Below are 15,604 nucleotides of genomic sequence, written 5' to 3' on the forward strand. Positions count from 1 at the left end.
GGAAGAGCTGAGAGTATTCGTTTGCAGCGAAAGTGGCGTTATTGCTTTAGCAATTACACCACCGGGCGTGTTGAAGACTCGCGGGTTTTGCGAGGCTTCAACCGAGGCTCGAGACCGCTCTTTGGCTCGAGCCGTTCCGCGCAGCAATTGAATACTCTCAGCTCTGGAAACGGCAGACTTACCTAAACTTTCAACATTTAGCTTTTCGGATAAAAAAACAACCTGCCTTTTTTCAGCAGATTGTTCACAGATATCATTATTTAAAAGAATAGTCCATAAAGTTTAACAGCTGCAACAGCACCAAGGATTGGAGCAACAACTGGAACCCAACTGTACTTCCATTGAGAAGAACCTTTAGGATTTAAAGGTAATAATGCATGCAAGATACGAGGACCAAGGTCACGAGCAGGGTTCAAAGCTGGACCTGTAGGACCACCAAATGAAATAACTAAACACATAACCAAGAATCCAAGTCCGATAAAGTCGGCACGAGGGTCGATATGATCAGAAGTTAATGCTACGGCACCAAATACCAAGATAAAGGTACCGATAAATTCGTTAATGAAACCATTCATACGACTATTTTCAGCATCGATTGTTGAGAAGGTACCAAGGATACTTTCAACATTCTCTGTTTTATTGTAATAAGGTTTGTAGGCAGCTACAATCAACAATTGACCAAAGATTGCACCTAACATCTGAGCAATGATATATGGACCAACTTCAGCCCATGGGAATTGACCATTCATAGCCAAACCTAAAGTCATGGCTGGATTAATTTGACCGCCAGAGATAGGTCCGAACATCATGGCTGGAATCATAACACCGATACCATAACCAAATCCAATCAAAATCCACCCACCGTGGAAACCTTTTGTTCCTTTTAATTCAACGTTGGCAACTGAACCATTACCGAGGGCAACCATGATAGCTGTTCCGATAAATTCAGCGATACAACGTACTAACAATGTATAATGCATAATTAATACTACCCCTAAATTTAATTAATTTGTCTCATCATGACCTATACTATCAAGCAAAACACGAATATTAAAATTCACTCAGAAATGGGTTAAATCGTATAAATTCGTAATAATTTGTCTTTTATGAGTGAATATTTTCTAAAATTCACGTAAAAAAATTGCCCCACCAATAAGGAGCAACTTTCACTAACATAAATAGTAAAATAAATCAAATAATGAGCAACGTGTAATATTGTATCATACATTCCGAATATTTTTGGGCATTTTCAGAAAAATTGGTTAGATTTTACTTTTGGGGGGTGGCCGCCAACGGGTGCGAGGATTTAAGTCCGCTGTGAGGACCGGCTCGAGCCGAAGTACGGTCTCGACCCTCGGTTTTGAACCTCGAGAAGATCACTCGAATTTCAAAACACGTCCTAATGATGTAAGAACGGGAAAACCGCCCGTCCTAACATCATTTTCACTGCAGGACTTAAATCCTCGCACCCGTTGGCTAATTTATTTGTTGTTTGAATGGAGTTAATATTCGAGTCGGTTCAAGCCAAAATGCGGTCTCGACCTTCGATTTTGAACTTCGAGAAGATCACTCGAATTTCAAAACACGTCCTAATGATGTAAGAACGGAGACCGCCCGTCATAACATCATTTTCACTGCAGGACTTAAATCCTCGCACCCGTTGGCTAATTTATTTGTTATTTGAGTGTGATTAATTTTGGGAAATTGTATTCATTTAGTATATTTTCTAAGCATAATATTAAGAGATTACTGATAATAGGAGAAATTAGTCGGAAGGGCTGGGAATATTTACCTGCTGTGGATGTGGCGTTATGGCTTTAGCCATTACACCACCGGACGTGTTTGGAGACTTACCGTTTTTGGGTAAGGCTTCAAACCGAGGCTCGAGACCGCTTCTCAGGCTCGGGCCGTTTCGCATAGCGAGTGAATATTTTCAGCCCTGGAGACGGCCATACTTAAATATCTATTTTTTCAAAGAAATGGTATTACTTTACTTGGATTTTAACTCGCAAAAGATATAATTGAGTTATTATTCCGGTGACAAGAGCTTGTCTCTTTCAATCTTTGGATAATTAATCCCAAAAACGAGGTAGAAAAATGAAGGTTCTTAGTTTAGTTAATTTAACAAAGAAACAGACAGAAAAGATTGAATCAATCTCTGGTATTGATTTAAAAGTGGTATCTCCTAAAAAAGTTACCCCTGAAGATCTTGATGGAGTCGAAGTTTTATACGACTGGTCAAATACTTTGAAAGATGCCGTTTTGAAGAGCGATACTTTGAATTGGATTCAAGTTGTTCGTGCAGGCGTCGATGCTTTACCATTGCGTGAATTGGATGATAAAGGTGTTACTTTAACTAATGGATCTGGTGCCAATGCTATCAATATTGCGGAACAAACGTTGACTTATATGTTAATGTTCATGCGTCGAATGAATTTGACTGCCAGACACCAAGACGCTCGTGAGTGGAAACAAGATGACGGTTATGATGAAGTTTATAACAAAACTGTCATGATTGTTGGCGTGGGTCACATTGGCAAACTGATTGCTCAATATGCTAAAGCTTTGGGAATGAAAACAATTGGTGTCCGTAGAACTGATCAAGAGGCTGAATATATTGATGAAATGATTCCGATGTCAGAAATTAAATCTAGAATCAATGAGGTTCACTTTGTAGTCAATTCCTTGCCAGATACCGAAGAAACTATCGGGATGTTTGACGAAACGATGTTCAAAGCTATGTCTAAAAAAGCGTACTACATCAATATCGGCCGTGGAAAAACAACTAAGATGACCGATTTGATTGCGGCCTTACAAAATGAAGAAATTGCTGGTGCTGGGTTGGATGTTACAACTCCAGAACCATTGCCAAGTGACAGTCCATTGTGGGATATGAAGAACGTTATTTTGACACCACATGATGCAGGAAATAGTGTTCATTATGAAGAAAGAGCCTTTGATATCTTTAAACAAAATTTGAAGTCGTATGTTGAAAACGGTGAAGTAGTTATTAATGAAATAAACTATTCAACCGGATATTAATTTTTCGCCTTTCAATCTTCAATAAATTAATTAAAGGTTGAAAGTTTAGTTAAATATGCCGTTTCCAGAGCTGAAAGTATTCAATTGCTGCGCGGAACGGCCCGAGCCATAGAGCGAACTCGTTCCTCGGTTGAAACCTCGCAAAACCCGCGAGTCTTCAACGCGCCCGGTGGTGTAATTGCTGAAGCAATAACGCCACTTTCGCTGCAAATGAATACTCTCAGCTCTTCCAACTAGTTTGTTTTTTGGGCAGTAGAAATAAAACGAAACGAATACTTCGGATTATTTGAATAAATTAATTTCAGACCTTTAACAATAGCGTTAGATTAATTTTTCAACTTTCAATCCTCAGTAAATAATTAAATATGAGTTCCGAGTAAAGGTTCGTTAATTTACTTGGAACTTTTTTATGTTGTTAGGGAAAAATCAGTCTGCGATGGAACCGTAATAAAACGATAGCGCTTTCTAAGATAAATAAGGTTGAGAATTACTCCAGATGTATTAAAATTAAGGTAGATACGTGAAAGGAAAAATAATGTCATCTGGTGATTGTTTTATAGGATTCATGCTTATTTTCTTGTTTTGGTTATTATTATTAATTTTGGAAATAATTTTAAACATGAGAAACACGATTATAGAATTATCTTTCTTTTCTGATGAAAAACTAAATACTTTAGATAGTGATCTAAATAAAAGATTCGGTGTTCGGTTTCAAGCTCCATTTGAGTTATTGGAATTTTTGATAGTTGGATATATTGTTTATGTACTATTGACGGATTTGCGTTTCCAAGGTATTCAATTGGATGCTGGTTCGTTAAATCAAATCATGTTCTTCTTTGCGATTGTCACAGCAGTGATGGTCGGGGATATGTTGTTGATTGCTAAAGATTTACATATTTATAAATTTATTAAGGATTATGTAGCGTTATCTCGAAAGAACTAAAAATTGTCATTACTTTAATACTCATAATATGCTACCTTATGAGACTATAATGAACCATTTAGACTCATAATTAACTCATATATGAGCTTAGTATCTACGGTAAAGGCCGCAACAATCAAATAAGATTGTTGCGGCCTTTTTTTAACTAGCATTGAAATATTTTTAATTAGCTGATAGCTTTTTTCAGACGTATCATATCTTTCAAAACTAGTTTATTTTCGATAATTGGATCAGCGTAATTATCCACAAAAAAATTGCGGTCGATGTTAACAACTCGAAAGCCACATTTTTGATAAAGATAAAGTTGTGCAAAACTCGTGCTGCCTGTGCCAATTTCGATTGTCTGATAATGTCCTTTTTCAGCCCAATCAAGTGCGAATCGAATTATTTTTTCACCTAAACCTTGATTTTGAACAGTTTCATCCACAGCAATATTAACAATTTCCACCGTTTGGGGGTGAGTATCAATCATTAAAAGGACGCCTAATAACGTGTCATTGTGCACAAGTTCAAATTTATAAGCTCGGTTGAGATAACTATCCACAATACTTCGAGATGGATCGGCTGATAAGAAAAGTTGATAATGCTTAGGAGTTATTTTGGTAATTTTTTGAATTTTAAAATTATTGTCTAATTTGACCATCGCCTTGTACCAGATATTTCGTAGTAGTTAATTCGTTGGCACCCATAGGACCTCTGGCGTGAAGCTTTTGGGTACTGATACCAATTTCAGCACCGAAACCGAATTGTTGTCCATCAGTGAAACGAGTTGAAGCATTTGTATAAACTACCGCCGCATCAATTTGTTTCATGAATTGACGACTGGCAGAGTAATTTTCAGTGATGATTGATTCACTATGTTTGGTATTGTATTTGTTGATATGTTTAATAGCATCATCAAGGCAGTCAACGACTTTGACAGCAATGATGTAATCGTCATATTCAGTTCCCCAATCCTCTTCAGTTGCGGGGACAATATCAGGAACAATTGCTTTAGCCAAAGTATCGCCACGGACTTCGACATTATTAGCGCGCAAAGCATCGTAAAGTCTTGGTAAAAATTGATTGGCAATATCCTTGTGGAGGACTACTTTTTCAGCTGAATTGCAGACAGAAGGGCGTTGAACTTTGGCATTGATGATGATTTTTAAAGCTTTTTCCAAATCAGCATCCTTATCAACATAAATATGACAGTTGCCAGCACCAGTTTCAATAATTGGAACCTTGGCCTTGTTGACGACCATTTTGATAAATTTGCCACTACCACGAGGAATCAAGACGTCAATATAGTCTGTTAATTCCATCATCTTTTGAGCCGTTTCGTGACTGACATCATCAATCAATTGAACGGCATCTGGGTTGATAGCAGAGTCTTTCAAAGCTGAACGAAGTGTTTCTGACAAAATGATATTGGAATTGATGGCTTCTTTACCACCACGCAAAATGACCGCATTACCGGCTTTAAAACATAGCCCGGCAGCATCAACGGTCACGTTAGGACGAGCTTCATAAATCATGCCAATAACACCCAAAGGAACGCGCTCTTGAGTAATATCGAGGCCAGCTACAGTTTCCCAGCCACGGTCGACTTTTCCGATAGGGTCAGGTAAATCCATTACTTGACGCAAACCATCAGACATATCATTGATACGATCAGGTGTTAACAAAAGCCGGTCGATCATCGCTTCTTTAATACCATTTTTCTTAGCATTAGCGATATCTTCCTTGTTAGCGTCAATAATTTTTTTAGTATTGAGTACTAAAGCATTGGCCATATTTAATAGGGCATTATTTTTCTTTTGAGTACCAAGTTGACCTAATTCGAAAGCTGCACTTTGGGCTTTTTGACCCATTTTTTCTAGATCTGTCATGATTTATTCACTCCTAAAATCTTTTTGAATATGTATCTCTAGTATACACAAAAAAGTAATCATCACCATTATGAGCGTCAAAGATTGAAAGTTTAGTTAGGGATGCCGTTTCCAGAGCTGAGAGTATTCAATTGCTGCGCGGAACGGCCCGAGCCTGGGAAGCGGTCTCGGACCTCGGTTGAAGCCTTACCAAATACCGGTAAGTCTCCAACACGCCCGGTGGTGTAATGGCTAAAGCCATAACTCCACTTTCGCTGCAAATGAATACTCTCAGCTCTTCCAACTAGTTTATTTTTTGGGGGCAGTAATAATAAATTATTTAAATAAATTAGTTTAGGTCTGTAATAACAATAGTTATATAATTTTTTACCTTTCAACCTCCAATTATGGAATTTGATTATTAAAGGTTACAAATTTATTTAAGTATGTTGTTTCCAGATTATATGGAGGCGGCAATAGACAGATTAACTTTTAAAAGACAAAAAAATAGTGGACGGCTGCATCCACTATTTTTTAACGTCTAAGTAATTTTTTTATTTTTTTGGTTATCGTTGATTAATATGTTGCCGTCAACGTAATATTAATTTAGCATTATTTTATGTTGCCGTCAACATAAATCTTATTTATTTAAATTTTTAGTGATTTTTTCAATCATTTCAATAAATAAACGCTGTTCCTCTGTACTCAAACCGTCAGTAGCACAGTGTTCCGAAGTAATCCAGATTGTTTCAACTTGATTGGCCAAATCACGACCATGTGCAGTCAGACTAACAAGCGTAACACGTTTATCTTCGGTCGATTTCTCAGTTTGAACTAAGTCACTACTGACCATACGACGGACGGATTTAGCAATGGTTGAGTGATCAACACATAATTCTACGACGAGTTTATTTTGAGAAACTTGTCCATGTTTTAGTAATGCTAATAGAATCATATCCTGACCGGGGTAGAGACCTAGCGGACGCATTTTCTTAGTAATTTGATTTTTATAACTCGTTATAAGGTTAATAATGGCTTTTTCAATCGGAAATTGTGAATTCATCATTATCGCCTCCTAATAGTTAATTGTTTTAGTTAAGTATGCCGTTTCCAGAGCTGAGAGTATTCAATTGCTGCGCGGAACGGCCCGAGCCTGCGGTCTCGAGCCTCGGTTGAAGCCTCTCAAAACCCCGCGAGTTTTCAACGCGCCCGGTGGTGTAATTGCTGAAGCAATTACACCACTTTCACTGCAAATGAATACTCTCAGCTCTTCCAACTAGTTCATTTTTTATGGCAAGAATAATAAAATGATGACTTCTGCGTATTTTAAATAAATTAGCTCTATGGTTGTAACAACAATGGTTATATAACTTTTCGTCTTTCAATCTTCAGTTTTTAATCTTTAATATTTAGAAATGCGACATTACTGTCAGTTAATGATTTACTTTAGAAATCAATTTTAAAGGATAATTAGTTATCAATATCATTCAGCTGTTTTAGAAAACAGAGTACCCACAGGGTCGCCTGATAAAATATTGAAGATGATGTCGGGATCTTTCCCATTGGTTAGAACCATCTGTTGATTGTGCTTTAAAATGCGTTCAGCGGCTTTTAATTTAGTAGTCATTCCACCGGTACCATATTTCGTTCCGTGACCACCAGCGGCTGCAATAATGGCAGGACTGATAGAATCAATACGAGGAACTAATTGAGCATCAGGAACTTTTAAGGGATTAGCTGTGAAGAAGCCATCGATATCTGACAACATAATTAACAAGTCAGCATCGACTAAATTAGTTACAATTGCAGAGAGTTGATCATTATCGCCAAATTTGGTGTGATGGTCCAATTCGGAAACAGTGACAGTATCGTTTTCATTGACGATTGGAATGGCATTATCCATTGACAACAATTCTTGGAAACTATTCATCACGTTGGTGTGACTTTCCGGATAATCGATTATATCACGAGTGATCAACATTTGGGCAACTGACATCCCATACTCGTGGAAAGCTTCATTATAAATTTGCATCAATTCAGCTTGGCCGACTGCTGCAACGGCCTGTTGTTTCGAAATTTTAACTGGACGCTGGTCGATTCCTAAAACTCCCATACCGACGCCAATAGCACCAGACGAAACTAGGACAACATCCTTGCCATCCTTTTTTAGAGTACTCAAAACTTTGGCAAGTTCTTTGATAACATTTAAGTTTATCTTGCTATTTTGACGAATTAAAGTGCTTGTGCCAATTTTGACAACAATTCGATCAGCGAAGATCTGACGCTTGTTTTGCATTTTTTCTTCCTCATAGATGTTTTTAAAACTAGTATTTATTTTCCATAACTATTACGATAGAACAATAGGTAGAATAAGAAAAGGGTGTATTTCATGTATAAAATATTAATCATGCTTCATGACGGTGACGACTATATCCGAATGAACAAAGTTTACATCGAAAGTATGCCAGTCGCTGGGCAATATATAATTCATTCAGATGGATTGCCATATTATGTTGAGGAAGTCACAACTTTTGTTGGTTATGTTAGCAGCAAAGGTGCGATTGCTATTGTAGTCGTTCATCCAGCTCCCAAAGATGCCGAAGTAAATAATCTTTACGGAGTTGATATTGTAAAAGATTTGGATGATCCAGAGTATAACAAAAAAGAAGAATAAATATGTTTAAACACATACATTTTTTGATTCGAATTTAGTAAACAAAGTTTAAAAAATATGATAATAATAGCAATGATCATGGATTTATCATGATAGTTGCTAATGGCAAAGCAGATTTTATTGCTTTGTCTTTTTTATTCTGAAGGATTGGATATTTAACTAAAGTGTAGTTAAGTATGCCGTTTCCAGCGCTGAGAGTATTCAATTGCTGCGCGGAACGGCCCGAGCCAAGGTGCGGTCTCGGACCTCGGTTGAAGCCTCGCAAAATCCGCGAGTCTTCAACGCGCCCGGTGGTGTAATTGCTGAAGCAATAACGCCACTTTCGCTGCAAATGAATACTCTCAGCTCTTCCAACTAGTTTGGCTTTTAATGGCAGGAATAATAAAACGAAAACTGCTGATTATTTAAATAAATTAGCTCTAGATCTGTAATAACAGCAGCTACATTAATTTTTCACCTTTCAAGCTTTAGATATTTAACTAAATCAATATTTAGTACCTAAAAACAGCAAGATAATGGTAATTATAATATTTATATGCTATTACAGCAGCATTTGACGGTGATTAATAAACCAGAAGCTGTGTATTTGAGACAAAGAATTAATCTGTGAGTATGCGAAGCTTGACAGGTTCCAGTACAGAATCATACTTGCACACAACTACAGGTGGCGTTCTTTAAGATACTTCACCCAAAAAAGGTAAAAAAAATAAAGACCTACCACAAGTCTTTATTTTTGCGAGAAATTTAGAACCAGAGCCTACCACTAACCCTGATTCTTAAGCAGTTGAGAAGGAGTACTACTTTAAAAAACGAATAACAATGAAAATATTGTTAGGTATATACATCTCGCTTATATAACCAAATTAATTATAAGTCGAATATAAAAACTTTTCTACAATTGCTTGAATATATTTTGATTAAAATAGCAATATATTAAAACTATTTACCAACTAGATACACTATCTTGGCTACTTTGTGAAATCACATGACACCAAATAGTTATGATGTCATAATTTAGTCACTGAGAGTTTCTTGATTTTATATGAAAAATTCAAAATAGTATAAGTATTTTATATAAAGTTGAAAGCACAGACCATCAATTATGAGGCATAATGATGACAATAAATGAGAGTAAATCGCATATGAATTTTGGGATTTCCGAAATAGAAGGGTGGTAACATTTTGAAACAAGTTAAAGTTTCCAACGTCGAACGTGATAACTTTATTCGTTCCGTTGAGGAGTCTGTTGGATCCTTCAATTTAGGTTCAGAAGGTTCGCTAATTAAGTTGGTGTTTAAACATCTTAAACTACTTGAATATGACTGCAACTTAGAAGTTGAATTGATTAGTTTTCGTAGTGATCTTATAAAATTTGATATGGATACAGGGCATCGTCATAGTCGTGATGTCGAGGAACTATTGTTTAAAATCAAGAACAGAAATTTGCCATATATCTAATATAATATAGGAATATTTTTTATTCCTATATTTTTTTGTATTCTGGGTGATATTATAGTTTCGAGGTGGCAAAATGACTAAAATTTATCAACAAATGATACAAGATGTACCGATTTTAGAGGTGACACCAGATGATTCATTTCACAAACAATTGCCTCTAGTGATTTTTTATCATGGTTGGCGCTCAAGTAAAGAATTAGTTTTGACACAGGCTCGAAAATTAGCTCAAAAAAATATCCGTGTAATCTTACCTGACGCGATGAACCACGGGCAAAGATTAGCGGATATTTCTTCAATTCCTTCGTTTACTTTTTGGAACAGTATTCAAGGCAATTTAACTGAGTATTCGATGATCAGAGATTATTACATGGATAAAGATCTGGTTAAAGACAACAAAATTGGTGTTGGCGGATACTCTATGGGAGCGATGACAACTGGGGTTTTGCTGACAAATCATCCAGAAATTACGGCGGCAACTATTATCATGGGAACACCGAATCTTGCAATATATGCTAAATTAGTTCGAATAGATGCCAAACATCGGGGGCTCTATATTCCTGATGATTTGGATCAATTGACAAGTTGGATAAATGCTTATGATTTGAACCAGCACCCGGAAACAATCGCACATCGACCACTTTTATTTTGGCATGGAACTGATGATTATCGGATTCCTTATCGACAATCTAAGGATTTTTTCGACCGGATTCATACTGAAAGCTATGCCGATCAAGTAGCATTTATTACTGGGTATAAGGCAGGACACTTGGTTGAACCACGTTTGATGGATAAAGTAGCTAATTTTTTTGAGTATTACTTGGAATAGCTTTGAAAAGTATCAATAAGTTTATCAAACCTAGAATTACTAAGACGATAAAAGCGTGCTGAGTTCCGATAGCAGTCGATACAGCAGTACTAAGATGAGTATTACTTTGACTTTGGGCTATGATGGCTGAGACAATCGAAGTTCCAGTTGCTCCAGCGAATTGTTGTAGGGTGTTAAAAATTGCATTGCCATCGGCCTGATCTTGACTGGAAAGATATTTCAGACCATTAGTCATGATATTACCGAAGGATAATCCCATCCCAAACATGTAGAGAATGTATATCCAGACAATCATCGTATTCGTTAAGTGTAGGCTGAAAATTGTGAAAAGTATTAAGGAAATATCGGCACATGTGACGCCAAAAAGAATTGGCAATCGCGCACCGATTTCGTCAAGTATTTTTCCACCTAAGGGGGCTAAAATCGCCCCGACGACACCAGCGGGAAAGACAGCCAGACCAGCAACTGTTGCTGAATTATTGTTTACAAGTTGAATGTAGTTGGGCAGGATAAATGCAAAACCTAACGATAATATTTGGAAAATAAAGAAACTAGTCACGTGCGCACTGAAAATATGATTCTTAAGAACTTTTAGATTAACAATTGGGTTGGATATTTTAGTTGAACGAGCGATAAAGCTCACCAGACCAATAATACCAACTAAAAATGAAATAATAACTACGATATTTAAGTTACTCATATTACTAAAGCCAAAAATCAATCCACCAAAGGTTAAAATCAAACTGAATAAACTAAGCAGGTCAAATTTAGATTTCTGGATTTGGCTTTTTTGATGGATATTTTTAATTCCTAACAAGAAGGAAACAATCAAAATTGGTAAGAGAATTACGAAAATATAACGCCAGCCCAAGGAACTGACGACCAGACCACCAAAAGTTGGGCCAATTGCAGGTGCAACGGCCGTTATTAGAGTTCCAATTCCCATCATTAGACCAATTTTTGATTCCGGGACATTTTCCAAAATGATATTGAACATCAGCGGTAAGGCGATTCCGGTTCCGAGACCTTGAATAACTCGCCCTAATAAGAGAATTGGAAAAGCTGGAGCAAAAGCATCAACTAAGACTCCTAGAATAAAGAAAACATTGGCAAAAATGAATAAGGTTTTGGTATGAAAATTTTTCTTAAGGAAAGATGACAAGGGGACAACGATAGCCACAATCAGCAGATAAATTGTAGTCATCCACTGGACCGTTGAGGTAGTTACGCTGAATTCCTTCATCAAAGTGGGAAAAGAAATATTCATGGAGGTTTCGACAATAACGCCGCAAAATGACATTAAACCAGTGGCAATGACAGCCAAAAGTACGTTCAATGGAATTTTTTCAGATCTATCCATTACGATTCACCTCCGCCAATGTAAAATTTGAGAATTTTTTCAAAAGTGGCAATTTCAGCACTCGAAAAATTTTCTTCTAAAGTTTCCTGATGTCGTTTCATGAAATAATTGATCTTCGTTTCTAAATTACGAGATTTTTCAGTTAAATAAACCGATTTTTGCCGTGCATCAGTAATGGCGGATCGACGATATAGTAAATCTCTTTTTTCCATCCGTTGTAGTAAGACTGTGGCAGTGGAACGTTGAATGAAAAATTCATGTTCAATGTCACGTTGAAACATTTCTTTATCACCTTGGCGACTCAAATAGTCGATGATAGACATTTGCATCCAAGTCATGTCATATTCGCGAGCAAAGAGGTCCAATTCTTGAGTGATGTGGTTGGTGGCAATTTTTAAAAGACGATTAGTATATTGTTCAGACATAGTTTTACCTCAATTCAATAAATAAACGTTAGCTGGCTAACGTTTATTTATTTTACAACTGATTCAGATTATGTCAATGTTCCACTTAAGTATGCCGTTTCCAGAGCTGAGAGTATTCATTTGGAAAATTTTCAGGGGGAAAATGACTTCTTTTTTATTTGCGTTTAGTTAAAAATCTGAATTCATTAGAAATAATTCTGTCTAATAAAACAAACAAATTAGTCGGAAGGGATGAGAATATTTACCCGCTGTGGGTGTGGCGTTAAGGCTTCAGCCGTTACACCACCGAGATTCGAGACCGTTTTCCAGGCTCGAATCGGTCCGCATAGCAGGTGAATATTCTCATCCCTGGAGACGGTCCCCTTAAATAGTCTTATAGTCGAGATTCAATAGTCTATTCCTTAAAATCTTTCCATTGGTTGATTTAGGGAAGTGGTCAATTTGGCGATATTCTGTTGGAACTTGATAATCATCTAAATTGTGTTGACCAAATTCCTGCAAGTCGGCGCCTGTTAAAAATGCATTATCTTGCATAGTTATGTAGGCGACTGGTTTTTCCGTGCCGTCTTTCTTAGGGATGCCAACGATACATATGTCAATGATGCCATTAATGCTATGGAAGATATTTTCGACTTCTTCTGGATAGATGATTTTGTCGTTTGAATGTATCAGATCAGCTTGACGACCCTTTAGATATAGAAAATTATCGTCGTCTAGGTAGCCAACGTCACCGGTTTTGAAAAAGCCATCTTTTGTAAAACGTGACTGATAAAGTTCCCTTTTGTTGAGATAACCGATTGCTACAGTGGGTGACTTCAATTCGATATTACCGATATTATCTTGATTGATATGTGTGATCCGGATTTGTGTCGTGAAAAAAGGTTGGCCGCAAGAACCGGCTTTGATTTCAGCATCGTCAAAGTTCAATGCGGAAATATTCGAAGTGGTTTCCGTCATACCATATGATTGAAGGACAGGAATTCCCAGTACGTTGCAACGCAATAATGTCCAATTGTCTATTAGACCTGTCCCCATAAAAACACAACGAAATTTATCGTTATAATGCTCTCCTTTGGGTAAAGTATTCAATAATTCCCGCAGCAATGAAGGAGTCAGTGAAATAATAGTGGCTCGTTCGTTGATTAGAACTTTATTGATATGACCAATATCGAAGCCATCAATCAAATAAACTCCAATGCCATAGATGAGTGAACGCATGATGATAATAAAACCAGGAACATTAAAAAGAGGTAATGTAAGTACCCAAGAATCTTGCTTGTTGATTCCGAGGTTTAAAGCTGTCCCCATGGCGGAGTAAAAGTAATTTCCATATGTCAACATAACGCCGGTATCGTTGCGGTCGGCGCTGGGTGTGTAGAAAATTGCCGAAACTTGAGTATCGGTGAATTCTGATATTGGTTGATAACTTGCAGACTTTTTTAAAATCAAAATATCCGACATAAGAGCTTTCTTCCACTCAATATGGTCGATTTCTTTCGTATTAGCCGAGTCGCTGATTAAAATCATTTTTGGATTGGAATCTTGCAATTGATTGGTCAAGGTTGACGCGGACAGTTCAGTATCAAGGAAGATAGTTCGTGCTCCTAACTGCTGAAGTGCTAAAATGGCAACGTAACCATTGAAACAATTATCAGAAAATAACGCTACGGGGTCATTTTGACGAATACCACTAGTAAATAGTTTGCCAGCGAAGAGTTGAACCGTAGAGTTGAGCTCCTTAAAGGTGAAATCTGCGTGTTCTAGTATCAGCGCAATCTTATCTGGATTGAGTTTTGCACGTTTGACTAACCAATTTTCCAAAATATGACCTCTTTTCAATTAAAAATTTGATACGATTAATACATTAAAGTTTATTTTAAAACACATATATAAGAATTTTTTACTAATTATTGAAAAAAATTGAGGTACAAAATGAGTTTACTAAAAGATTTAGGAATCGAAGTACTTGAACAAGGCAGACATAAAGTTGTCTTGCAGATGGATTTGACGGAAGAACATTTAGATATGGAGGAGAAGAAAAGTGGCAGTATCAATGCGATGCTTTCAGAAACGGCTGCCAGTATCGGTGCCAATTTAAATGTCGATCAGAATAATTCCGCTGCTATCATGGGCGTTTCCGTACATAATTTGAATGCATTCAAACTAGGAACGCTGATTGTTGAAGCCATCTCAATTCGTAATGGTGAAAACGTTCAGACTTGGCAGGCAACGACTCACTTTGAGAAAAGTGCTATTCCCAATGGTTTGAGCACCATAATGTTAAAAAAAATCCAGATCTAATGTCGATAGATTCTGGAATTTATAATTTCAAAGAAAGCTAAGATTATTAAGCTTAAACCGAATAATTGATATATAAAAATAATAGTTTTCGAAGGGTTCAGGATAAACACGATACCGGCCAGCATTAACAATGCTGAGTAGAAATAGTCAAGGTACGGTGTTACCGGAACTCTTTTTGTCATCTCATGAGAATCACGATATTGGTTGATGCCATTAACTAGGAGGATGATTCCTAAGACCGGCGGCACAAGTGGAATAAGCAATCTCACAAATAATAATACAGCCAATGCCAGAAACAATGCTCCAATTCCCAGTCCCACAGCAATATTATTTTCCCCCGTAGTTCGTCGAATGCTTAAGCCATCAAAGATGGACAGCACCCCATAAATGGCAATATAACTGGAAACGATGTAGATGATGATATCGAAACTCTTGATGGGCGCAACGACAATTAAAATACCAGCGACTAACAAGAAAATGAAACGTAACCAACGATAAAGTTGGAATTGTCTAACCATTTTTAAATCTCCCCTGATGATGTATATATATTACATGTGTTGCTAGTTAAATATCCCGTCTACAGAGCTGGGAAATATTCACAAGCTGTGCGGAACGGTCCGAGCCAGAATACGGTCTCGAACCTCGGTTTGAAGCCTTGACATAGTTCGTCAAGGCTCCAAACGCGCCCGGTGTTGTAATGGCTAAAGCCATAACAACACTTCCAC

15 protein-coding genes are annotated in these 15,604 nt (G+C 37.1%); 6 read left to right on the top strand and 9 right to left on the bottom strand.

Features of this window, described 5'->3' with window-relative positions; all coding sequences use genetic code 11:
- Positions 1-260: 260 nt before the first annotated feature.
- Entirely contained in the window at positions 261-980 is a 720-nt protein-coding gene (locus tag FFM71_RS06475; protein WP_137611359.1) for an MIP/aquaporin family protein, read from the bottom strand.
- Positions 981-2,097: 1,117 nt separating this feature from the next.
- Between FFM71_RS06475 and FFM71_RS06480 the strand changes: the two genes are divergently transcribed.
- Both FFM71_RS06480 and FFM71_RS06485 read left to right on the top strand, forming a co-directional pair.
- Positions 2,098-3,042: a D-2-hydroxyacid dehydrogenase gene (locus tag FFM71_RS06480; protein WP_137611360.1), complete on the top strand. Its 945-nt coding sequence runs from the start codon at positions 2,098-2,100 to the stop codon at positions 3,040-3,042.
- A gap of 535 nt (positions 3,043-3,577) precedes the next feature.
- Complete coding sequence (locus FFM71_RS06485; protein WP_137611361.1) at positions 3,578-3,985, top strand: hypothetical protein; 408 nt, start codon at positions 3,578-3,580, stop codon at positions 3,983-3,985.
- 166 nt (positions 3,986-4,151) lie between these two features.
- Here the strand turns inward: FFM71_RS06485 and FFM71_RS06490 are convergent, their stop codons facing one another.
- The 4 genes from FFM71_RS06490 to proB all read right to left on the bottom strand — a co-directional run bounded on the left by FFM71_RS06490 (position 4,152) and on the right by proB (position 8,131).
- Positions 4,152-4,628 (bottom strand): GNAT family N-acetyltransferase, encoded by a 477-nt coding sequence (locus FFM71_RS06490; RefSeq protein ID WP_137611362.1) that lies wholly within the window; start codon positions 4,626-4,628, stop codon positions 4,152-4,154.
- The gene (locus FFM71_RS06495) at positions 4,609-5,856 is read right to left on the bottom strand and encodes a glutamate-5-semialdehyde dehydrogenase (RefSeq protein WP_137611363.1); all 1,248 of its coding nucleotides are present in this window, start codon (positions 5,854-5,856) and stop codon (positions 4,609-4,611) included. The genes FFM71_RS06490 and FFM71_RS06495 overlap by 20 nt, the downstream gene beginning before the upstream one ends.
- A 619-nt stretch (positions 5,857-6,475) precedes the next feature.
- Positions 6,476-6,901, bottom strand: coding sequence for a MarR family winged helix-turn-helix transcriptional regulator (locus FFM71_RS06500; protein WP_223876491.1), 426 nt, complete (start codon positions 6,899-6,901; stop codon positions 6,476-6,478).
- Between the two features lie 417 nt (positions 6,902-7,318).
- Positions 7,319-8,131 carry a glutamate 5-kinase gene (gene proB, locus FFM71_RS06505; RefSeq protein ID WP_137611364.1) on the bottom strand — a complete coding sequence of 271 codons (813 nt, stop codon included), beginning with the start codon at positions 8,129-8,131 and terminating at the stop codon, positions 7,319-7,321.
- Between the two features lie 93 nt (positions 8,132-8,224).
- Here proB and FFM71_RS06510 point away from each other — a divergent pair, with 93 nt between their 5' ends.
- From FFM71_RS06510 to FFM71_RS06520, 3 genes are all read left to right on the top strand, one after another.
- Positions 8,225-8,509: a LysR family transcriptional regulator gene (locus FFM71_RS06510; RefSeq protein WP_137611365.1), complete on the top strand. Its 285-nt coding sequence runs from the start codon at positions 8,225-8,227 to the stop codon at positions 8,507-8,509.
- Between the two features lie 1,182 nt (positions 8,510-9,691).
- Positions 9,692-9,967: a hypothetical protein gene (locus FFM71_RS06515; RefSeq protein WP_137611366.1), complete on the top strand. Its 276-nt coding sequence runs from the start codon at positions 9,692-9,694 to the stop codon at positions 9,965-9,967.
- Positions 9,968-10,040: 73 nt separating this feature from the next.
- Positions 10,041-10,793 carry an alpha/beta fold hydrolase gene (locus FFM71_RS06520; protein ID WP_137611367.1) on the top strand — a complete coding sequence of 251 codons (753 nt, stop codon included), beginning with the start codon at positions 10,041-10,043 and terminating at the stop codon, positions 10,791-10,793.
- Here the strand turns inward: FFM71_RS06520 and FFM71_RS06525 are convergent.
- The 3 genes from FFM71_RS06525 to FFM71_RS06535 all read right to left on the bottom strand — a co-directional run bounded on the left by FFM71_RS06525 (position 10,765) and on the right by FFM71_RS06535 (position 14,399).
- On the bottom strand, positions 10,765-12,153 hold the full coding sequence (locus FFM71_RS06525; protein ID WP_137611368.1) for an MDR family MFS transporter: 1,389 nt from the start codon (positions 12,151-12,153) through the stop codon (positions 10,765-10,767). The two genes, FFM71_RS06520 and FFM71_RS06525, sit on opposite strands and share 29 nt — an antisense overlap.
- Positions 12,153-12,578 (bottom strand): MarR family winged helix-turn-helix transcriptional regulator, encoded by a 426-nt coding sequence (locus tag FFM71_RS06530; RefSeq protein ID WP_137611369.1) that lies wholly within the window; start codon positions 12,576-12,578, stop codon positions 12,153-12,155. Before FFM71_RS06530 ends, FFM71_RS06525 begins: the two co-directional genes overlap by 1 nt.
- A gap of 363 nt (positions 12,579-12,941) precedes the next feature.
- Positions 12,942-14,399: an AMP-binding protein gene (locus FFM71_RS06535; RefSeq protein ID WP_137611370.1), complete on the bottom strand. Its 1,458-nt coding sequence runs from the start codon at positions 14,397-14,399 to the stop codon at positions 12,942-12,944.
- Positions 14,400-14,510: 111 nt separating this feature from the next.
- Here FFM71_RS06535 and FFM71_RS06540 point away from each other — a divergent pair, with 111 nt between their 5' ends.
- Positions 14,511-14,879 (top strand): hotdog family protein, encoded by a 369-nt coding sequence (locus tag FFM71_RS06540; RefSeq protein WP_137611371.1) that lies wholly within the window; start codon positions 14,511-14,513, stop codon positions 14,877-14,879.
- Here FFM71_RS06540 and FFM71_RS06545 read toward each other — a convergent pair.
- The gene (locus tag FFM71_RS06545; RefSeq protein ID WP_137611372.1) at positions 14,876-15,397 is read right to left on the bottom strand and encodes a DUF308 domain-containing protein; all 522 of its coding nucleotides are present in this window, start codon (positions 15,395-15,397) and stop codon (positions 14,876-14,878) included. The genes FFM71_RS06540 and FFM71_RS06545 overlap by 4 nt on opposite strands.
- Positions 15,398-15,604: the final 207 nt, after the last annotated feature.

The sequence above is a fragment of the Companilactobacillus huachuanensis genome (assembly GCF_005404815.1).
Classification (GTDB): Bacteria; Bacillota; Bacilli; order Lactobacillales; family Lactobacillaceae; genus Companilactobacillus; species Companilactobacillus huachuanensis.

Excerpts from the sequence above, each read along its gene's own strand:
- FFM71_RS06475 (WP_137611359.1), bottom strand. The coding sequence starts at position 980 with ATGCATTATACATTGTTAGTACGTTGTATCGCTGAATTTATCGGAACA.
- FFM71_RS06480 (WP_137611360.1), top strand. The coding sequence starts at position 2,098 with ATGAAGGTTCTTAGTTTAGTTAATTTAACAAAGAAACAGACAGAAAAG.
- FFM71_RS06485 (WP_137611361.1), top strand. The coding sequence starts at position 3,578 with ATGTCATCTGGTGATTGTTTTATAGGATTCATGCTTATTTTCTTGTTT.
- FFM71_RS06490 (WP_137611362.1), bottom strand. The coding sequence starts at position 4,628 with ATGGTCAAATTAGACAATAATTTTAAAATTCAAAAAATTACCAAAATA.
- FFM71_RS06495 (WP_137611363.1), bottom strand. The coding sequence starts at position 5,856 with ATGACAGATCTAGAAAAAATGGGTCAAAAAGCCCAAAGTGCAGCTTTC.
- FFM71_RS06500 (WP_223876491.1), bottom strand. The coding sequence starts at position 6,901 with ATGATGAATTCACAATTTCCGATTGAAAAAGCCATTATTAACCTTATA.
- proB (WP_137611364.1), bottom strand. The coding sequence starts at position 8,131 with ATGCAAAACAAGCGTCAGATCTTCGCTGATCGAATTGTTGTCAAAATT.
- FFM71_RS06510 (WP_137611365.1), top strand. The coding sequence starts at position 8,225 with ATGTATAAAATATTAATCATGCTTCATGACGGTGACGACTATATCCGA.
- FFM71_RS06520 (WP_137611367.1), top strand. The coding sequence starts at position 10,041 with ATGACTAAAATTTATCAACAAATGATACAAGATGTACCGATTTTAGAG.
- FFM71_RS06525 (WP_137611368.1), bottom strand. The coding sequence starts at position 12,153 with ATGGATAGATCTGAAAAAATTCCATTGAACGTACTTTTGGCTGTCATT.
- FFM71_RS06530 (WP_137611369.1), bottom strand. The coding sequence starts at position 12,578 with ATGTCTGAACAATATACTAATCGTCTTTTAAAAATTGCCACCAACCAC.
- FFM71_RS06540 (WP_137611371.1), top strand. The coding sequence starts at position 14,511 with ATGAGTTTACTAAAAGATTTAGGAATCGAAGTACTTGAACAAGGCAGA.
- FFM71_RS06545 (WP_137611372.1), bottom strand. The coding sequence starts at position 15,397 with ATGGTTAGACAATTCCAACTTTATCGTTGGTTACGTTTCATTTTCTTG.